This is a genomic window from Rhodococcus sp. C3V, from assembly GCF_029269915.1.
Classification (GTDB): Bacteria; Actinomycetota; Actinomycetes; order Mycobacteriales; family Mycobacteriaceae; genus Rhodococcus_F; species Rhodococcus_F qingshengii.
The window spans coordinates 197,768-216,754 of the sequence record NZ_JARJBE010000004.1 but is presented as its reverse complement, the minus strand read 5'-3'; the positions used below and the strand labels follow the sequence as shown (position 1 = coordinate 216,754).

General features: G+C 63.8%; 18 protein-coding genes. 9 read left to right on the top strand and 9 right to left on the bottom strand.

The window, feature by feature from the left end; genetic code table 11:
- Positions 1-9: 9 nt before the first annotated feature.
- Together P3G66_RS13325 and P3G66_RS13320 are read right to left on the bottom strand one after the other, a co-directional pair.
- Complete coding sequence (locus tag P3G66_RS13325; RefSeq protein ID WP_223304543.1) at positions 10-1,011, bottom strand: PhoH family protein; 1,002 nt, start codon at positions 1,009-1,011, stop codon at positions 10-12.
- Between the two features lie 199 nt (positions 1,012-1,210).
- Complete coding sequence (locus P3G66_RS13320; RefSeq protein WP_007731067.1) at positions 1,211-1,906, bottom strand: TetR/AcrR family transcriptional regulator; 696 nt, start codon at positions 1,904-1,906, stop codon at positions 1,211-1,213.
- A gap of 128 nt (positions 1,907-2,034) precedes the next feature.
- Here P3G66_RS13320 and P3G66_RS13315 point away from each other — a divergent pair, with 128 nt between their 5' ends.
- A complete protein-coding gene (locus P3G66_RS13315; protein WP_007731066.1) occupies positions 2,035-3,639 on the top strand; it encodes an MFS transporter in 1,605 nt (534 codons plus the stop codon).
- On the opposite strand, the gene P3G66_RS13310 is transcribed toward P3G66_RS13315, so the two are convergent.
- The 5 genes from P3G66_RS13310 to hrcA form a co-directional block, all read right to left on the bottom strand.
- Complete coding sequence (locus tag P3G66_RS13310; RefSeq protein WP_050654648.1) at positions 3,631-4,407, bottom strand: alpha/beta hydrolase; 777 nt, start codon at positions 4,405-4,407, stop codon at positions 3,631-3,633. The two genes, P3G66_RS13315 and P3G66_RS13310, sit on opposite strands and share 9 nt — an antisense overlap.
- 14 nt (positions 4,408-4,421) lie before the next feature.
- On the bottom strand, positions 4,422-5,660 hold the full coding sequence (locus tag P3G66_RS13305; protein WP_054187678.1) for an Ig-like domain-containing protein: 1,239 nt from the start codon (positions 5,658-5,660) through the stop codon (positions 4,422-4,424).
- A 123-nt stretch (positions 5,661-5,783) separates the two neighbouring features.
- Positions 5,784-6,545, bottom strand: coding sequence for a 16S rRNA (uracil(1498)-N(3))-methyltransferase (locus P3G66_RS13300; protein WP_276116705.1), 762 nt, complete (start codon positions 6,543-6,545; stop codon positions 5,784-5,786).
- Positions 6,546-6,547: 2 nt separating this feature from the next.
- Positions 6,548-7,699 (bottom strand): molecular chaperone DnaJ, encoded by a 1,152-nt coding sequence (gene dnaJ / locus P3G66_RS13295; protein ID WP_003944460.1) that lies wholly within the window; start codon positions 7,697-7,699, stop codon positions 6,548-6,550.
- A gap of 80 nt (positions 7,700-7,779) precedes the next feature.
- The gene (gene hrcA, locus P3G66_RS13290) at positions 7,780-8,823 is read right to left on the bottom strand and encodes a heat-inducible transcriptional repressor HrcA (RefSeq protein ID WP_276116704.1); all 1,044 of its coding nucleotides are present in this window, start codon (positions 8,821-8,823) and stop codon (positions 7,780-7,782) included.
- Positions 8,824-8,980: 157 nt separating this feature from the next.
- Between hrcA and P3G66_RS13285 the strand changes: the two genes are divergently transcribed.
- The gene (locus P3G66_RS13285) at positions 8,981-9,304 is read left to right on the top strand and encodes a type II toxin-antitoxin system VapB family antitoxin (protein WP_003944521.1); all 324 of its coding nucleotides are present in this window, start codon (positions 8,981-8,983) and stop codon (positions 9,302-9,304) included.
- 3 nt (positions 9,305-9,307) lie between these two features.
- Here the strand turns inward: P3G66_RS13285 and P3G66_RS13280 are convergent, their stop codons facing one another.
- Both P3G66_RS13280 and hemW read right to left on the bottom strand, forming a co-directional pair.
- Positions 9,308-9,928, bottom strand: coding sequence for a hypothetical protein (locus P3G66_RS13280; RefSeq protein WP_054782177.1), 621 nt, complete (start codon positions 9,926-9,928; stop codon positions 9,308-9,310).
- A 35-nt stretch (positions 9,929-9,963) separates the two neighbouring features.
- Positions 9,964-11,190 (bottom strand): radical SAM family heme chaperone HemW, encoded by a 1,227-nt coding sequence (gene hemW, locus P3G66_RS13275; RefSeq protein WP_054831429.1) that lies wholly within the window; start codon positions 11,188-11,190, stop codon positions 9,964-9,966.
- 502 nt (positions 11,191-11,692) lie between these two features.
- Between hemW and P3G66_RS13270 the strand changes: the two genes are divergently transcribed.
- The 7 genes from P3G66_RS13270 to P3G66_RS13240 all read left to right on the top strand — a co-directional run bounded on the left by P3G66_RS13270 (position 11,693) and on the right by P3G66_RS13240 (position 18,934).
- Positions 11,693-13,423 carry a nitrite/sulfite reductase gene (locus P3G66_RS13270; protein ID WP_042450188.1) on the top strand — a complete coding sequence of 577 codons (1,731 nt, stop codon included), beginning with the start codon at positions 11,693-11,695 and terminating at the stop codon, positions 13,421-13,423.
- Entirely contained in the window at positions 13,420-14,133 is a 714-nt protein-coding gene (locus P3G66_RS13265; protein WP_003944488.1) for a phosphoadenylyl-sulfate reductase, read from the top strand. Before P3G66_RS13270 ends, P3G66_RS13265 begins: the two co-directional genes overlap by 4 nt.
- Entirely contained in the window at positions 14,130-15,065 is a 936-nt protein-coding gene (gene cysD, locus P3G66_RS13260) for a sulfate adenylyltransferase subunit CysD (protein ID WP_007731054.1), read from the top strand. The genes P3G66_RS13265 and cysD overlap by 4 nt, the downstream gene beginning before the upstream one ends.
- Entirely contained in the window at positions 15,065-16,351 is a 1,287-nt protein-coding gene (locus P3G66_RS13255) for a GTP-binding protein (RefSeq protein ID WP_020969973.1), read from the top strand. The genes cysD and P3G66_RS13255 overlap by 1 nt, the downstream gene beginning before the upstream one ends.
- A gap of 4 nt (positions 16,352-16,355) precedes the next feature.
- Positions 16,356-17,111, top strand: coding sequence for a sirohydrochlorin chelatase (locus P3G66_RS13250; RefSeq protein WP_030536613.1), 756 nt, complete (start codon positions 16,356-16,358; stop codon positions 17,109-17,111).
- A gap of 94 nt (positions 17,112-17,205) precedes the next feature.
- Positions 17,206-17,982, top strand: coding sequence for a DUF998 domain-containing protein (locus P3G66_RS13245; protein WP_054801921.1), 777 nt, complete (start codon positions 17,206-17,208; stop codon positions 17,980-17,982).
- 55 nt (positions 17,983-18,037) lie between these two features.
- Complete coding sequence (locus P3G66_RS13240) at positions 18,038-18,934, top strand: universal stress protein (RefSeq protein ID WP_003944544.1); 897 nt, start codon at positions 18,038-18,040, stop codon at positions 18,932-18,934.
- The last annotated feature ends 53 nt before the right edge of the window (positions 18,935-18,987 follow it).

The following is an 18,987-nucleotide window of genomic DNA, read 5'->3' as shown; positions in this document are numbered from 1 at the left end:
TCGCTCAGCCTACCGTCGCGGTGAATGAGCATGTGCAGCGCGGCGCTGCGCCCGGTTTCCGACCGCCAACTCGCCGGACCGATCCGATTCGTGACGCTCGTAAGCGTCGACGATGTGAGAGACCAGCCGATGACGTACGACGTCGCTGCTGTCGAGAGTGGCGAAATGAATATCGTCGATCCCGGTGAGGATTTCGGATGCCGCGCGCAGACCCGAACGGGCCCCGCCCGGCAGATCGACCTGGGTCACGTCTCCGGTGACCACGATCTTGGAACCGAACCCGAGGCGGGTCAGGAACATCTTCATCTGCTCGGCCGTGGTGTTCTGCGCTTCGTCCAAGATGATGAAGGCGTCGTTGAGCGTCCGGCCACGCATGTAGGCGAGCGGAGCGACCTCGATGACTCCGGCCTGCATCAACTTCGGAATCGCCTCGGGATCCATCATGTCGTGCAATGCGTCGTGCAGCGGGCGGAGATACGGATCGATCTTCTCGTGCAGCGTGCCGGGCAGAAAGCCCAGTCGCTCCCCGGCCTCGACTGCCGGCCTGGTCAAGATGATCCGAGAGACCTGCTTGGCCTGCAACGCCTGAACGGCCTTGGCCATGGCGAGGTAGGTCTTGCCGGTACCGGCCGGGCCGACTCCGAACACGATGGTGTTCTCGTCGATGGCGTCGACGTAGCGTTTCTGGTTGAGGGTCTTCGGCCGAATCGTCTTGCCCCGACGCGAAAGAATGTCGAGGGAGAGCACCTCGGCCGGAGACTCGCCGACCTCGTTGGTGAGCATGCCGATGGTTCGTCGAACAGCGTCCGGGGCAATGGGCTGCCCTCGACCGGCCAGCGACGCCAATTCACTGAACACACGTTCTGCCAGCGCCACGTCTGCAGCCGTCCCCGACAAGGAGATGGTTCCGCCACGTACATGAATGTCGGCACGAAGCTCACGTTCGATCGCGGTGAGATTCTCGTCCGTCGCCCCCAGGATTTGACGCACGGTCTCCGGCGCCAGATCCATACTCGAACGGACGGTGCGCTCTGCGGGCAGAGCGCGCTCGGTGATGGTGGTTACACGGTTCCCGTCGAGTTCACTGTGTTCACTCACGTGGTGAATATGGCCTGCTTTCTGGTCCGATCAGCCCACTCGACTCGTGAGCCTCGATACTTCGAAGTCTAGCGCCAGAGTCGGACACGGCCCACTTGTTAATCGTCCCGGCCTAATCCTCGCGGCGACCGGACGGCAGCGATTCGCGGATCCATTCCGACGCTTCGGCGACGATCTCGGAGCTTCTGTCCGGACTGATACCCGCGATGACCAGGCACACGGCGGCAAAGGATTCGCCCGAGTCCGTGATCAGCCCACTGTTGGCCTGATCGAACAAAGTGATCGTGATCGCCTCGGTCATCGCTACCAGAGTCTCGGCCGGCAGGTATTTCGAGAAGGTTCCGTCACGCTGACCGCGCTCGACGACGCTGATACTCACGGCGCGCGCGGGCTCCATCAGATCGAGAATCCGCTGCTCCCCCAACTCTTTGCGAGCAAAGCTGAGCAGCATCCGGAAGCGATCACCGACCGGCCATGACAGCAATGCCAGTACGGCAGTCGCCAGATCCGGGCGCTCGGGCGGCTCGCCGGCTTGGCTCAGCGCAGCTACGAGATCGGTCGACGCCTCGTCCACGATGCCGTTGATCAGCGCCTCTCGGCTGTCGAAATGCGCGTACACGGTTCGCCTGACCACACCGGCGGCCTTTGCGACGTCGTCCATGCTCGCATCCGGATCAGCAGCGAACGCCGTGATCGCCGCCTCGATGATGCGATTGCGATTGGCCGCGGCCTGACTACGACGCTGCCGTCCGCCCGATTCGGCAGTTCCCGAAACGACTGTGCCCGAATGCGTCAATGCGCGTTCCACCTCTTTCGACTGCCCAACTGTGATCTAGGTCAATCATAGTTGCACATCGGTGTGCAAGTTATTAACTTACACATCAGTGTGCAAATAGATCGAGGAGTGTCTTCGATCATCAGGAACGGAGTCGCGTCATGACGACACTCATGAGCAAACCTGTCTCGGAGATGGACCAGCCGTACTCACGGCGGTGGGCCGCGCTCGGGGTGTTGTGCCTGAGTCTGCTGATCGTCGTGATGGCGAATACCGCGCTGATCGTCGCGGCGCCGGACATGACCAGAGACCTCGGCCTCACCAGCACGCAACTTCAATGGGTCATCGACGGCTACACCGTTCCCTACGCCGCATTGATGCTGCTGTTCGGCGTGATCGGTGACAAGTACAGTCGCCGCGGCGCACTTCTCGCCGGACTCGCCGTGTTCGCCGGCGGCGCCGTCTTCGGCAGCATCGCGGACACCACCAACGCCGTCATCGCGGCACGAATGATCATGGGCGTCGGCGCCGCGATCATCATGCCCGCGACGCTTTCGCTTCTGGTCGCTACCTTTCCCAAAGCGGAGCGATCACGCGCCATCGCGGCGTGGGCGGCGACATCGGGTCTCGCGATTGCACTCGGTCCGCTGTTGGCCGGATGGATTCTCGACAGTCATTCCTGGAGCATCACTTTCCTGATCAACGTCCCGATCGCCGCAGTCGCTGCCGTCGCCGCCGTAATTCTGGTGCCGCCGAGCAAGGCCGAGCACCTGGGCCGGATCGACTGGATCGGCGGCGCACTCTCGGTGGTCACCATTGGCTCGCTCGTGTACTCGATCATCAACGGATTCCACTTCGGGTGGACCGGCGGACCCATCGGTGCCGCCGTACTCGCTGCGATCGGCCTCGTCTCGTTCGTCGTCTGGGAACTGCGTCACCCGCAGCCACTGCTCGACGTCCGTAAGCTCGGCCAGCGCATGGTCGGCGGCGCGACGCTCGCCGTACTTCTGCTGTTCCTGGCCGCCTTCGGCGCCATCTACTTCATCTCACAGCAGTTCCAGTTCATCCTCGGCTACGGCGCACTCGAAACCGGTGTTCGTCTGCTGCCCTTGGCAATTGCCGTCTCGATCGGCGCCGTTGTCAGTGGGCGGATCACTCCGCTGATCGGCGTCCGGGCATCCATCGTCGGCGGCATGGTGGTCGCCGCGATCGGCGTTCTGATTCTCACGCAGGTCGACGGCGATTCGGGCTACTGGATGTTCGCAGTCCCACTGATCCTGCTCGGCCTGGGCATCGGTCTCAGCGAACCGCCGGCCACCGACGCCATCATGGACAACTTCTCCGAGGACGATCTCGGTGCTGCGGGTGGCCTCAACGACACCGCCATCGAACTCGGCGGCTCGCTGGGTATCGCGATCCTCGGCTCGATCCTCGCTGCGAGCTACAAGGATTCGATTGCCGGATTCATCAATGGAATGCAGGTTCCGCAGTTGACGGGCGAACTTGCACAACAGGCTGCGTACGCGATGGAGGTGTCGGGCGAATCCGTCGGCGGCGCTTCGTTGGTCGCCGAAGAGATGGCAGGCAACCCGTTGGCTGCAGCTCAGGCAGGGCCGCTGCTCGACGCCGCAGGCAGTGCCTACGCCGACGCGATTTCGGCGGCCAGTTGGGCGGGCGGTCTTGCACTGTTCGTGGGGGCAGTTGTCGTGGCGTTCATCCTGCCGGGCAAGAAGGCCCCTGTGGAAGTGGACCCCGCGTCAGTCTGACGTGCTCGGAGCCAGCGGGTCTTCGGCGAGAACCAACTCGCGGGAGACCCGCCACGACTCGGTCGAGGGTGAGAGAAATGCGTCGTGTCCTTCGCCCTCGATCACACGCAGTGACACGGGATCACCAGCCGCTTCCGCGGCTTTCGCGTACCGGGAGCTCACCTTGGCCGGCACCTGCAGGTCCTCCGCACCCGTAACGCACACAACGGGGACGCCGATCGGCAATCGATGCTGCGGCGACGCACTGCGATACAGATCCGGGTCCGCGTCGAACGGAACGCCGAACAGATCCTCGATGAAGCTGATCCGTCGTCCACGCTCGCCTGCCGACGCCAGATCGAGTGCGGCCGCCTGGGCGATGACCCGTTCAGGCCGGGTGAACGTGTCCTTCTCCCCCGCCAGCCACACTGCAAGATGTCCTCCGGCCGAATGCCCGAGCAAGCGAATCTGATTCAGATCCAATTCGGCCGAGGACTTCGCGGCAACCAGTCCGGGGATTTCGTCGTATGCCGTTTTCACGTCGGCGGACATCTCCGGCCAACCACCGCCCGCCCCGAGACGGCGGTATTCGATGTTCCACACCGCGACGCCGTGCCGCGCGAGTTCGACAGCAAATGCGGTGCCCAGAGTCAATCCGTACTGCCCGCTCCAGAAGCCGCCGTGGATCTGCATGACGACCGGGATCGGGCCGTCAACGACTCCGTCGGGAACGTAGAGATGCCCGAACTGCTGCTCGTGTCGGCCGTACGGAATCTTGAATCGAGGCACCGAGGAAATCTATCTCAGGCGAGGGCGCTGCCTGCGGCCCAGTCTGCCCAGGAAAGGGTCCAGTCGCCGTTCTGCCACACCTCCAGCGGAGCGCCGCCGGTGTTCTTGATCTCGACGACATCTCCCGGCTGCGAGAAATCGAAGAACCATTTGGCATTGGCCGCACTGAGATTGAGGCAACCGTGCGAGGTGTCGGTGTTTCCCTGCGCCCAGACGGTGCTCTCCAACTCGTGAAGATAGATACCGTCCGTGCTGATGCGGGTGGCCCAGTTGATGGATTCCTTGTAGCCCAGGCGCGAGTTGATCGGCAGACCGTAGGTCGACGAATCCATGATGACGGGATTTGCCTTGTCCATCACGGTGTACGTGCCGGGCTGGGTCCAGAACGAGAGCGTCGTGCCGCCGATCGTCTCGGTGCCGCCCATTCCCATCGAGGTCGGCATTTCCTTGATCACCTGACCGTTTTCGTAGACGGTCACCATCTTGGTGTTGTCGTCGGCGACCGAGACGTGGGAGTCGCCGATCTTGAAGGACACGGTGTCGTCCTGCTGGCCGTACAGTCCGTTGCCGAGCTGCTTGCCGTAGATGTTCGCATTCACCGAGACCGTCGTGCCTGGTGCGTAGTAGTTCTGCGGTCGCCAGTGAACGTTCTGACCGTCGACCCAGTACCACGATCCCTGTACGGGCGGATTGGTTGTGACCAGCAGAGACTTCTCGGCCGCGGCCTTGTCACCGATCAACTCGTCGAAATGAACGGCGACGACGGTGCCGACACCGTACGTGCCACCGTCCGATATCGAGGCGCCACCGGTGGTGTTGATGTACGCCCGGGTCTGGTTACTCGGCGCGACGGTGGTCAGCGTCGTGTTCTTGGTCGTGGCAACACCATTCGCGTCGACGACGTCGACGACCAGCTTGTAAGTCTTGCCGTATCCGAGTGGTTCGCTCGGTTTCCAGGACGTCTTGTCCGGCGTGGTGATACCGGCGACTTCCTTACCCTCGGGATTGGTCAGCGCGACGGTCGTCAGTGTTCCCTTCGCGACCTGGACCTCGATGGGGTCGAGTGGACTCACCGGAGTTCCGCCGTCCGCCGGTGTGACGGTGACGAGCGCCTCGCTGGTCGGGGTAGTGGTGACGGCGCTGCTGGAGGAACCCGTGTTGTCTCCGGTGGAGACCGTGCACCCCGCGACGAGCATCAACGCCGCCGCGGCACACACCGCTCCAACGATTCGCATATGCGCACGTGACAACATCTGGCCTCCTGAAATCCCCGAACCAACTCACGCCGAAGGCGACCCCCGACGTCCTTACGATAGTGCGCAAATCTGACACTTCGCTGAGCGCCGGATCCGATTCAGCTCGGGATCACAACAAGATCAGTGCAGTGGCCGTGGTCCCCAGCGATCGGTCAGCACTCCGATCGCGCCCAGAGCAACAGCCCCGGCGGTCGACGTGCGCAGGACCGTCGGGCCGAGAAGCACCGGAGTGGCCCCGGCCTCCGACAACGCGCTGATCTCCGAATCGTCGAGCCCACCTTCGGGACCGACAACCAGAAATACCTCGTCCGCGCTCGCCAGCGGCAAACCGGCCAACGGCGTCGTCGCCGATTCGTGAAGCACCGCAACCACAGCGCCACGGGCAACGGCGTCACGAACCAACGCGATCACCGCCGGCGTCTTGTGCAGTTCCGCAATTTCCGGGACGAACGCGCGTCTGGACTGCTTTGCCGCAGACACTGCCGCACTTCGCCAGCGTGCGACGCCCTTGGCGAGCTTGGGGCCCTCCCACTTGGCGACACAACGCAAGGACTGCCACGGGATCACCGCGTCGATCCCCGCCTCGGTCGCCAGTTCGACGGTCAACTCGGAACGCTCGGCCTTGGGAAGTGCCTGAACGAGGGTCACCAACGGCTTGGGCTGCTCGAGAACCTGAACGTCACTGACCAACAGTTCCAGGCGGTCCTTGCCGACGCTCGTCACCTCGGCGTCGGCCACCCGGCCACGGCCGTCGGCCAACACCAATCGCTCACCGACGCCGATCCGGCGGACAGTGGCCGCGTGGCGACCCTCCTGTCCGTCCAGAACTGCGATTTCACCGACGCCGGGAACCGGGTCGAGAAAGAAGACCGTTGCGGCCACCGTCAGCGGCCGCTGAATGCTTCGCGAAGACGCGAGAACAATCCACCGCTGTTCTGCGAGGCCGTCGAGACAACCTCGGCCTCGTCACGATCGCGGAGCAGCTTGAATTCCTTGAGCAGCTTGGACTGCTTGTGATCGAGACGGCTCGGGATGACCACCTCGAGGTGAGCGTGCACGTCGCCGCGCACTCCCGACCGCAGTTTCGGCATGCCATGACCGCGAAGAACAGCAACGTGTCCGGGCTGGGTGCCTGGCTCGATGGTGATTTCCTTGGGGCCGTCGATGATGGTGTCGACGGTGACAGTCGTACCGAGCGCTGCGTCGACCATCGGAACGCGGATCGTGCAGTGCAGGTCTTCACCGTCTCGAACGAAGACGTCGTGCTGCTGCTCGACGATCTCGACGTAGAGGTCGCCGGGGTGTCCGCCGCCCGGGCCCACTTCACCCTGCGCGGTCAAACGGATACGCATGCCACCGGCGACGCCCGCGGGAACCTTCACGGTGATGTCACGCTTGGCCCGAACTCGGCCGTCTCCGCCACACTTGTGGCAGGGATCCGGGATGGTCTCACCGGCACCGCGGCACGTCGGGCAGGGACGCGAGGTCATGACCTGACCGAGGAACGAGCGCTGGATGGACTGAACTTCGCCGGCACCGTTGCAGGTCTCACAGCGGACAGGCTTGGAGTCGCCGTTGGTTCCGGCTCCGGTGCAGCTGTCGCACAGAATGGCCGTCTCGACGGTCACGTGCTTGCTGACTCCCGTCGCACATTCTGCGAGGGTCAGCTTGGTGCGAAGCAACGAGTCGGCTCCGGGCTGAACGCGACCGCGCGGCCCACGACCTGCGCCGCCACCGCCGCCGAAGAATGCTTCGAAGACGTCGCCGAGGCCGCCGCCACCGAATCCGCCGCCGAAGCCACCACCACCGCCACCACCAGACTCGAGCGGGTCTCCGCCGAGATCGACGATGCGACGCTTCTCCGGGTCGGTCAGGACCTCGTAGGCCGTCGAGATCTCCTTGAACTTGGCCTGCGCCGCCTCGTCAGGGTTGACGTCCGGGTGCAGTTCGCGTGCCAGCTTGCGGTAAGCGCGCTTGAGCTCCTGGTCTGTCGCGTTCTTGTCGACGCCGAGCAATCCGTAGTAATCCCGTGCCACGTTGAGTCTCTCGTCCTTCTCTTACTTCTAGGTTTTCCTCAGTCCTCGCGAGGAGGCGTGCCGACGAATGTCGACGTCCGTCATCGCTCGGAGAGAACTTCGCCGATGTATCTGGCAACGGCGGCAACCGATGCAATTGTTCCCGGATAGTCCATCCGAGTGGGTCCGAGCACACCGACACCACCGAAAACGGTACCGGCCGCGCCGTAGCCAGTCGAAATCACAGAGGTTCCGCGCATCTGTTCGACCTGCGTCTCTTCACCGATCTGAACGGTGACCGTGCCGGAGTTCTGCGTCGCAGCGAGCAGTTTGAGGACCACTACCTGCTCTTCCAGTGCTTCGAGCACAGCGCGCAGCGAACCGGGGAAGCCGGCCAGACCGGAGAAATCGGCGGCGTTGCGCGTGAGATTCGAGGTTCCGCCCAGAACGAGACGATCTTCCGGATGTTCGACCAGGGTCTCGACCAGCACCGTTGCCGAGCGGATCACGGCGTCGCGAAGGTAGGCCGGAGACTCGTCAGCCAGTTCCGCCACGGCAATCGACGCGGCGGCCAGGCGCTTGCCTTCCAGTGCTCCGCCGAGAAGCGTGCGCAACCGGGAAAGGTCTTCGTCTTCGAGGACGTCTCCGAGTTCGACGATTCGCTGATCGACGCGGCCGGAATCGGTGATGAGAACGAGAAGCAGGCGCGCCGGCGTCAACGCGACCACCTCGAGGTGGCGAACCGACGACGCGGACAGCGACGGGTACTGGACAACCGCGACCTGACGGGTCAGTTGCGCGAGCAGTCGCACACCGCGGCGCAGAACGTCGTCGAGATCGACACCCGACTCCAAGAACTCGAGGATCGCTCGACGCTCGGGCCCGGACATGGGCTTGACGTCGGCGATGCGATCGACGAATTCGCGGTATCCCTTGTCGGTGGGGACGCGGCCGGAACTGGTGTGCGGTTGGGCGATGTAGCCCTCGGCCTCGAGGAATGCCATGTCGTTGCGCACAGTGGCGCTCGACACTCCGAGGTTGTGACGCTCGACCAGTGCCTTGGATCCCACCGGGTCCTGGGTGGAGACGTAATCGGCCACGATTGCACGTAAGACCTCGAAACGCCTGTCGTCGGTACTCGACATCGTTGCCACCTCCGTTTCCTGAAAAGAACGAACACCGACATTTACACATCGGTTTCCACTGGCAGTCTAATCGCCCGAGCGCCAGAGACGGCTGTTGCCCTTACTGTGGAGTGAGATCGGCGAAAGGTCGATCGCACAACCATGGACAAGGCGGCACATGATCTTCAAAGGCGTGATGGACGGCAAACCGTATCCCGATCACGGACTGTCTCTACGCGACTGGTCGAAGTTCCCTCCACGTCAGGTTCGACTCGACGAGATCGTGACCACCACGAAGGTCCTCGAACTCGATCGCCTGCTGTCGGAGGACTCGACCTTCTACGGCGATCTGTTCCCGCACGCAGTGCAGTGGCGCGGCACTCTCTACCTCGAGGACGGTCTGCACCGAGCGGTTCGTTCGGCCCTGCGAAACCGCGTCGTGCTGCACGCGCGTGTCTTCGACTTCGACGCGATGCCCGGTGTCATCGAGGGAGTCCGCTGACGCTCAGGCGATAGTCACGAGCAACGCAGGTGTCGTTTGCCCCGGCCAGGTTCCGGTGAGCGTCTCCGAGTCCGAGACTCGATCTGCGTCGATCACTCTCGCCACAGTCAGTTCCAGGCTTCCCGCGCGGATGATCGTGTCGGTGCCGACTGTCGAGCAGGTCACCGATTCGACTGCCGGTACGGAAGAGTGGGCCGTACCGCTGCCTACTACGTGAGCCGTCACGGGGATGTGATCGGCGGTGTCCGCGAAGACCAGTTCGACTCCGGCCCCACCGGTCAGAATCGCGGTCGCCACCGCGCTGACGTAGACCGGATCACAGCATGCGTCGTAAACCCACCGTTCGCCGAGTACCGAATGATCCATGGTTGCGATCAGTGCGGTCTCCGCCCCGTCCAGCGGAGCACCACGATAAGTGAGCGGGACCTGAAGAATTCGACCGTCGGCAGAGCGCATCAGGTGCGTCTCGATTCCGACCTCGCCGTCCGGGTCGTCGAAACGATAGGCGTCGACGCGTTCGAGCGTCGAACAGTCGACCGACCCGAGCCACGGCTGCTTGGGCACCCACGCTCGGAGCAGGTCGTTCTTGGACGGATTCAGCTGCGCACGATGAATGATGGCCACCACGGCCACATTACGCGGCGAAGGATGGTTGCGCGTCAGGTCAGGATCGTGCGAATCACCGCATCAGCGAGCAGGCGACCACGGTCGGTGAGAACCACGTGATCGTTCTCGATCACGGCCAACCCGTCGACTACCACCTGTTCGGCCGAAAGACGTTCGGATGCAGACAGTTCCGACAACGGAAGTCCCGTACGCAACCGCGCGGTCAACATGACGCGCTCCATGTGTTCGTCCTCGGCGGTCAGTTCTTCGCTGCCGCCGACGGGAAGTTCACCGAGCGCCAACTGTTCCGCGTACCGCGCCGGGTGCTTGACGTTCCACCACCGCACTCCGCCGACGTGACTGTGCGCGCCCGGACCGGCACCCCACCAGTCACCACCGTCCCAGTAGCCGAGGTTGTGACGACACCGGGTGTCACCGGAGTCCGCGGTTTCCGCCTTTGCCCAGTTGGAGACCTCGTACCACCGCAAGCCTGCCTCGGACAGGCGTGAATCGATTCGTTCGTACCGCGAGGCCAGCACGTCGTCGTCCGGGGCGGGCAGCTCGCCGCGCCTGACCTTGCGAGCCATGGCGGTGCCGTCCTCGACGATCAACGCGTAGGCCGAGACGTGATCGACATCGGCGGAGAGGACCGCATCGAGTGAGGCGTCCAGGTCTTGATCGCGCTCCCCCGGGGTTCCATAGATCAAATCGAGATTCACGTGCGAAAAACCAGCTGCGCGAGCCTCTTTCGCGGCAGCGACGGCGCGGCCCGGAGTGTGCGTGCGGTCGAGAATCTTCAGCACGTGCTGGGCGGCCGACTGCATGCCGAGGGAAATCCGGGTGAATCCGGCACTGCGGAGAGCACCGAAGAACTCCGGCGACGTCGATTCGGGGTTCGATTCCGTGGTTACTTCGGCGCCGGACGCCAGGCCGAAGCTGCTCCGCACCGCCGACAGCACGTCGGCCAATCCGTCACCACCGAGCAGCGACGGCGTTCCACCGCCCACGAACACGGTCTCCGCCGCCGGGGCGCCCGTCATCTCGGCCGCGAGATCGAGTTCGCGCCGCAGACCTTCCAACCACGACTGCGGCGAGGCGGAGGTTCCGAGCTCTCCGGCCGTGTAGGTGTTGAAATCGCAGTACCCACACCTGGTGGCACAGAACGGGACGTGGATGTAGATCCCGAACGGCCGTTTCCCGACACCCTCGAGCGATCGCGCGGGCAAGGCGAAGGGCGTCGCCTCGCTCTGTCGAGTGGGAGTCGTGCTGGTGGCATTCACACCTCCAGTGTCCCAGCATCCGGAACGCACACCTATTCAGCCTGCGATGCAGGTCGGCGTATGGCTTGAACTCGATATTTCCCCCGTTTTTCGTGGAAATATGCGCCCGAGTCGGAATTATCGAGTTGACGTGGCACAATGGTCCGCATGACCGGACTCGGAGTGCGACTTGTGGCGCGTCGCCATGTCGACTTCAAGCGTGTGTGCAGCTCGTCGTGTCTGCACCTGTGTAGCTGTTGATCTTTCACTGATCTTCCAGCCTTTCCCGCTCATCTCCATCTGCTTCACCGAAACACTCTCTGCAGAGACATGCCTTTTCAGGGACGCAGCTTCTCCAGCTGTTCGTTTTCGTGAGCACACCTGCCGGCCGCGAGCTTTCCGAGACCGAGGACAGCCCCCTCGATTTCCGACACGGACCGGTGCGTCCCGATCAGACACCGCCACAGTTCATCGATAGTGCGTGCCGCGTGCCGATCAACCGCCCAGATCCAGGAGTTCATCGATGACGTCGACCACCGACGCCGCCACACCCGCCGATTCGGCAGCAGCTGCCGAAGCCCGGCCTGCACGCGCTGCGCGTCCCGCCAAGCGTCGCGCCGAAGGTCAGTGGGCCCTCGGTTACCGCGAGCCTCTCAACGCCAACGAGCAGGCCAAGAAGGACGACAACCCGCTCAACGTTCGGGCCCGCATCGAGAACATCTACTCCAAGCAGGGCTTCGACAGCATCGACAAGGGCGACCTTCGCGGCCGCTTCCGCTGGTGGGGTCTCTACACCCAGCGCGAAGAAGGCTACGACGGCACCTTCACCGGCGACGAGAACATCGACCTGCTCGAGGCCAAGTACTTCATGATGCGCGTGCGTTGCGACGCCGGCGCTCTGAACGTCGAGCAGCTGCGCACCATCGCCGGTATCTCGAAGGAATTCGGCCGGAACACCGCCGACCTGTCGGACCGTGAGAACGTTCAGTTCCACTGGATCGAAGTCGAGAACGTCCCGGAGATCTGGAAGCGCCTCGAAGCCGTCGGGCTCAAGACCACCGAAGCGTGCGGTGACTGCCCTCGCGTCGTCCTCGGTTCTCCCCTGGCCGGCGAATCGCTCGACGAGGTCCTCGATCCCACCCCGGCGATCGACGAGATCGTGCGCCGCTACATCGGCGACCCCAAGTACTCCAACCTGCCGCGCAAGTTCAAGACCGCTATCTCCGGTCAGCAGGATGTTGTTCACGAGATCAACGACATCGCCTTCATCGGCGTGAACCACCCCGAGCACGGCCCGGGCCTCGACCTCTGGGTCGGCGGCGGACTGTCCACCAACCCGATGCTGGCGCAGCGCGTCGGCGCCTGGATTCCGCTCGACGAGGTCCCCGATGTCTGGGAGGGCGTCGTCTCGATCTTCCGTGACTACGGCTACCGCCGTCTGCGCGCGAAGGCCAGGCTCAAGTTCCTCGTCAAGGACTGGGGTATCGAGAAGTTCCGCGAGGTTCTCGAGACCGAGTACCTGAAGCGTCCGCTCATCGACGGCCCCGCGCCCGAGAAGCCCAAGCGCCCGATCGATCACGTCGGTATCCAGAAGACCCGCAACGGCCACAACGCAGTCGGTTTCGCTCCGATCGCCGGCCGCGTCTCGGGAGACATCCTGGCTCAGGTCGCCGACGCCGCCGAGAAGGCCGGCAGCGACCGGATCCGCTTCACTCCGTACCAGAAGCTGATCATCCTCGACGTCGCCGACGAGACGCTCGAGCCGCTCATCGCCGATCTCGACGCGCTGGGTCTTCCCGCCCGTCCGTCGCACTGGCGCAAGAACCTGATGGCCTGCTCCGGCATCGAGTTCTGCAAGCTCTCGTTCGCCGAGACCCGCAAGCGTTCGCAGGTGCTCGTGCCCGAACTCGAACAGCGTCTTGCCGACATCAACAGCCAGCTCGACGTGCCGATCACCATCAACATCAACGGTTGCCCCAACTCCTGCGCTCGCTCGCAGATCGCCGACATCGGCTTCAAGGGCCAACTCGTCGACGACGGTGAGGGGAATCAAGTCGAGGGTTTCCAGGTTCATCTGGGAGGCAGCCTCGGATTCGACAGCGCCTTCGGACGCAAGCTGCGCCAGCACAAGGTCACCAGCGTCGAGATGGGTGACTACATCGACCGCGTCGTACGTCAGTTCGTCAAGAACCGCAACGAAGGTGAACGGTTCGCCGAATGGGCAGTGCGCGCAGACGAAGGAGATTTGCGATGACAGTGGACATTTCGCGAGCAACTGCCGACGAGCTTCGGTCCATCGCCGAGCGCGGTGCCGTAGAACTCGACGGAGCCGGCGCGCAGGAACTGTTGCAGTGGACCGAGGACACGTTCGGCGACTCGTACATTGTGGCGTCGAACATGCAGGATGGAGTGCTGGTTCACCTTGCCGCACAGGTGCATCCGGGCGTCGACGTACTCTTCCTCGACACCGGCTATCACTTCCCCGAAACCATCGGCACGCGTGACGCGGTCGAGCAGGTGTACGGCGTCAACGTCATCAACGCTCGTGCGCTGGCAAGCGTCGCCGAGCAGGATGTCGCCGAGGGCAAGGATCTGTTCGCCCGTGATCCCAACCGCTGCTGCGCACTACGCAAAGTCGCGCCGCTCAAGCAGACACTGTCCGGGTACAGCGCGTGGGTGACCGGCATCCGCCGCGTCGAAGCGCCCACCCGCGCCAACGCTCCCCTGATCTCCTTCGACGAAGCCTTCGGACTCGTGAAGATCAACCCGATCGCTCCCTGGTCGGACGAGGAGATGCAGAACTACATCGACACCAATTCCATCCTCGTCAATCCCCTTGTCGACGAGGGATATCCGTCCATCGGCTGCGCACCCTGCACCAGCAAGCCAGCCCCCGGCAGCGATCCGCGTAGCGGTCGTTGGGCCGGTGCCTCCAAGACAGAATGCGGGTTGCACGCATCATGACAGTTGACTTGACACCTTCACGGCCTCAGCTCGACGGCACACAGTTCGATACTCTCGACGCCCTCGAGTCCGAAGCGATCCACATCTTCCGAGAAGTAGCCGGCGAATTCGAACGCCCGGTCATTCTCTTCTCGGGCGGTAAGGATTCCACGGTGCTGCTGCATCTGGCGATCAAGGCCTTCTGGCCTGCGCCGCTGCCGTTCACCCTGCTGCACGTCGACACCGGCCACAACCTGCAGGAAGTCCTCGACTTCCGCGACCACGTGGTAGCCAAGTACAACCTGCGCCTGCACGTGGCCAGCGTCGAGGAGTACATCGCGGACGGTCGCCTCACCGAGCGCCCCGACGGTATCCGCAACCCGCTGCAGACCGTGCCGTTGCTGGACGCGATCTCGGAGAACCGTTTCGACGCCGTCTTCGGCGGCGCTCGCCGCGACGAGGAGCGGGCCCGCGCCAAGGAGCGGATCTTCTCGCTGCGCAACGCTTTCGGACAGTGGGATCCCAAGAAGCAGCGCCCGGAGCTGTGGAACCTGTACAACGGTCGCCACTCCCCCGGCGAGCAGGTACGCGTCTTCCCGCTCAGCAACTTCACCGAGCTGGACATCTGGCGTTACATCGCCCGCGACAACGTCGAGCTCGCCAGCATCTACTACGCCCACCAGCGTCCGGTGTACCAGCGCGACGGCATGTGGATGACCCCCGGAGTCTGGGGTGGGCCGGCTGACGGCGAAGAGCTGCAGACCCTTTCGGTGCGATACCGCACCGTCGGCGACGGTTCGACCACCGGTGCTGTTCTCTCCGATGCGGCCGACAACGAAGCGATCCTCGCCGAGGTTGCGGCATCACGTTTGACCGAGCGCGGCGCGACCCGTGGCGACGACCGAGTTTCCGAAGCGGCCATGGAAGACCGCAAGCGAGAGGGCTACTTCTGATGAGCGATCTGCTCAGACTGGCAACTGCCGGCAGCGTCGACGACGGAAAGTCCACCCTCGTGGGCCGCCTGTTGTACGACACGAAATCCGTTCTCGCCGACCAGATCGACGCCGTGACCCGTGCGTCGGTGGACCGCGGTCTCGACACCCCTGACCTCTCGCTCCTGGTGGACGGACTGCGCGCCGAGCGTGAGCAGGGCATCACCATCGACGTGGCGTACCGCTACTTCGCGACCCCCAAGCGCACCTTCGTGCTCGCCGATACACCGGGCCACGTGCAGTACACCCGCAACACTGTCTCCGGTGCCTCGACGGCTCAGCTCGTGATCCTGCTGGTCGATGCTCGCAAGGGCGTCATCGCGCAGACTCGCAGGCACGCAGCGGTTCTCGCGTTGCTCGGTGTCCCGAAGCTCGTTCTCGCCGTGAACAAGATCGACCTCGTCGAGAACCCCGAAGAGGTCTTCACCTCGATCTCCGCCGAGTTCAACGAACTCACCAGCTCACTTGGCTGGGCAAGCGAAGACGTCGTCGAGATCCCGGTGTCGGCACTGCACGGTGACAACGTCGCCATCCGCTCCGACAAGACCCCGTACTACACCGGCCCCACACTGATCGAGCACCTCGAGTCGATTCCGGTCGACGCCGAGCCACATCGCGTCGGTCTGCGTTTCCCGGTGCAGTACGTGATCCGCCCCCGCACCGCAGAGTTCCTCGACTACCGCGGCTACGCCGGTCAGGTCGCTGCCGGTTCCGTCGTGCCCGGCGACGAAGTGGTGATCCTGCCCTCGGGTACGCGCACCACCGTCACACGTATCGACACGGCCGACGGCGAACTGGACGTCGCCCACGCCGGACGCAGCGTCACGCTGATCCTGGCCGACGACGTCGACGTCTCACGCGGCGACACCATCGCATCGCCGTCCGACGCACCCGAGCCGATCGGCGAATTCGACGCCACTGTCTGCTGGCTGGCCGAGAAGTCGCTGCGCCCCGGTGCACGTCTGCTGCTCAAGCACGGCACGCGAACGACGCAGGCCATCGTGGGCAGCTTGGTGGAACGCTTCAACGAGCAGGACCTCACCACGGATCAGGGCCCGGACACTCTCGAGCTCAACGAGATCGGCAAGATCTCGATCCGGGTGGCCGAGCCGATCGTGGCTGACGACTACGCCGTCAACCGCCACACCGGCAGCTTCCTGCTGATCGATCCCGCTGGTGGAAACACTCTCGCAGCCGGCCTGGTGGGCGACGTCATTTCCGCTGTCGAATTGGGCGAGCGCGTCTAAGTCGATGGTTCCGCTCATCGCTGTTGCGCACGGCAGCCGTGACCCCCGTTCTGCTCGGGTGATCGCGGCTGCTGTGGCAGCTCTTCGTGAAGTCCGGCCAGACCTCGATGTCCGGCTGGCGTTCCTCGACCTCAATGCACCGTCCATCGATCAGGTCCTGGACGGAGTTGCACACGACGGCCACACTCACGCCGTTGTTGTTCCGATGCTGCTGGGCAATGCCTTCCACGCCCGGGTAGATCTGCCCGGACTCTTGGCCGCTGCCGCGACACGCCACCCCCAGTTGACCGTGTTCCAAGCAGACGTGCTGGGTCGCGATGCTCGGCTGATCGAGGCAGTACGCGAGCGAATTCTCGAAGCGGGTGCCCGCCCGGACGATCCGTCGGTCGGTGTCGCTCTTGCGGCAGTCGGCTCGTCCGACGCGCGCGCCAATGCCGCGACCGCAGAATTGGCGTCCACTCTCCTCGGCGGAACCAACTGGTCGGGCGTTCGAATCTGTTTCGCGACATCCGCGGAACCGACAGTTACCCAGGCGATCTCCGCACTCGAGCAGGACGGCGCCGAACGTGTTGTCGTCGCGCCGTGGTTCTTGGCTCCCGGCCTACTGACCGATCGACTCAGCGCTGCCGCAGCAACTGCATGTCCGCGCGCGCGTTTCGCCGACACGATCGGTGGGCACTCTCTACTGATCGAAACGATGATCGACCGTTACCGACAAGTCGCTGATGCACTACCCGGCCGTCTGGTCCGCTCCGCCTGATCCGGTTTCACAGGCCGTTATCAGATTGTTACCGTAGTGTTGGATCTGTCCAGCTCGCGAAGGTACCTCCTTCGCCTGCGAAACAGATCTTTGGGTGCAATCCCCTCAGAGCGCCGCGAGAGGGAACACCATCACTCACAATCTTCGCCTCGGCACAGCCGGCATCGCATGGGTCCTGTCGGTGCTCTACCTGCTTGTCGAAATCTTCACAGCCGGAGCATGGAAGACGCCGTACAGCTTCGCGCGCGACTCCATCAGTTCGCTGGGCGTGACGACATGCAGCGTGGATTCATGTTCGCCGATGCACGACGTGATGAACGCGGCCTTCATGATCCTCGGTGCGCTCACCATCCTCGGTGCGGCCTTGCTGCACAAGTACATTCCGGACGGTCGTGCGAAGAAGTGGATTCTCGGTCTTGCCGTCGTCGTTGCATTGAGCACCGCGGCCACCGGCCTCTTCCCGGCGAACGACGGGACCTTCGTTCATTGGACCGCCGTACTTCCCGGCTTCGTCGCACGTCATGCCGTTCTCGTCCTCATGGCAATTCAATTCTGGAAGCACAGCAAATGGATCGCAGTGTGGTCAGGGCTGTGCGCGGCTACCGGAATCGTCGGTGCCGTACTGCTTCTCGGACGAACCCTCACTTTCGGCCTTGGTGAACGCCTGACGCTGTACCCGCTGCCTATGTGGATGGCCGTCACCGGCGTCGCGGCCCTCCTCGCGTTGATGCGCCGAACCGTGTTGAAGAACGTGGAACTGACACTGCCTGGTAACGGATTCATCACCGCTCTGTTGTCGTTGCGCCCGCGTCGATCTCGCGCGGCAGTGCCCACCGACGTTCTCGCACCACGGGAGCTGACCGGTTTGTAGCGAACCGGGGGTGAGCAGGGACACACTGGTAAGGAGGCGACGCGAGGAGACTTCCATGACCAGTGCATCTGTTCGACACGGAATCGTGGCCGGTATCGACGGCTCGGCAAGCGCGGTCAACGCCGCGAGGTGGGCAGCTTCGGCTGCAAAGAGATTCGACGAACCACTTCGCCTGACCCACGTGCTGCCAGGACAACCCGAGTCCGGTGGCGGTACCAACGTCACCGACGAAGAGATGTTCGACCACCACCTTCGCGTCGAGGGTGCAAAACTGCTCGACGAGGCCGAGGACGCCATCCGCGATGATCACACCGACGTCACCGTCGAACGTGGCCTCGTGACCGGTACTCCCGCAACCACACTCGTCGAACTCTCGAAGTCGGCTCGCATCGTTGCACTGGGTCAGGCCGGCACCAGCGAAATGCAGTCCGTGTTTCTCGGATCCGACACCATTCGGGTGGTCAACCGCGCGCACTGTCCCGTGGCCGTATTCCGCGGTACGGGTGATCACGCGATGGCCGACACCAGGCCCATCGTCGTCGGCGTCGACGGGAGCAAGCTCAGCGAACTCGCCGTCGCGCATGCCTTCGAATTTGCCGCGTTCCTCGGCGCACCTTTGGTTGCGGTCCACACGTGGAACGAGCACGCCTCGCTGGGCGGGTATTCCGAAGCCAGGCGCTTCGTCGACTGGGGACCGTACGAACAGCATGAGCATGCACTGCTGTCCGAGTGCCTCGCCGGCTGGACGGAGAAGTACCCCGATGTCGAAGTCACCCGCAGTGTCCAGCGCAGCGGACCGATGAAGGCACTGCTCGAGCACTCGGCGGAAGCGCAACTCGTAGTCGTCGGTAGCCACGGCCGCAGCCCGTTCATGGCGTCGATAGTCGGATCGACCAGTCAGAGCCTCATCCACCACGCCCAATGCCCGGTCCTCGTCTGCCGAGAGGGCTGAACTCGTCTCGCTGTTGCCCGGCCCCCAACTCTGAGCGAACGGCACTTTCGGCG

Bases quoted from the DNA above. Each gene is read 5' to 3' on its own strand.
- P3G66_RS13240 (WP_003944544.1), top strand. From the start codon at position 18,038: ATGACCAGTGCATCTGTTCGACACGGAATCGTGGCCGGTATCGACGGC.
- hrcA (WP_276116704.1), bottom strand. From the start codon at position 8,823: ATGTCGAGTACCGACGACAGGCGTTTCGAGGTCTTACGTGCAATCGTG.
- P3G66_RS13305 (WP_054187678.1), bottom strand. From the start codon at position 5,660: ATGTTGTCACGTGCGCATATGCGAATCGTTGGAGCGGTGTGTGCCGCG.
- P3G66_RS13325 (WP_223304543.1), bottom strand. From the start codon at position 1,011: ATGGATCTGGCGCCGGAGACCGTGCGTCAAATCCTGGGGGCGACGGAC.
- P3G66_RS13270 (WP_042450188.1), top strand. From the start codon at position 11,693: ATGACGTCGACCACCGACGCCGCCACACCCGCCGATTCGGCAGCAGCT.
- cysD (WP_007731054.1), top strand. From the start codon at position 14,130: ATGACAGTTGACTTGACACCTTCACGGCCTCAGCTCGACGGCACACAG.
- P3G66_RS13255 (WP_020969973.1), top strand. From the start codon at position 15,065: ATGAGCGATCTGCTCAGACTGGCAACTGCCGGCAGCGTCGACGACGGA.
- P3G66_RS13265 (WP_003944488.1), top strand. From the start codon at position 13,420: ATGACAGTGGACATTTCGCGAGCAACTGCCGACGAGCTTCGGTCCATC.
- P3G66_RS13250 (WP_030536613.1), top strand. From the start codon at position 16,356: ATGGTTCCGCTCATCGCTGTTGCGCACGGCAGCCGTGACCCCCGTTCT.
- P3G66_RS13315 (WP_007731066.1), top strand. From the start codon at position 2,035: ATGACGACACTCATGAGCAAACCTGTCTCGGAGATGGACCAGCCGTAC.
- P3G66_RS13285 (WP_003944521.1), top strand. From the start codon at position 8,981: ATGATCTTCAAAGGCGTGATGGACGGCAAACCGTATCCCGATCACGGA.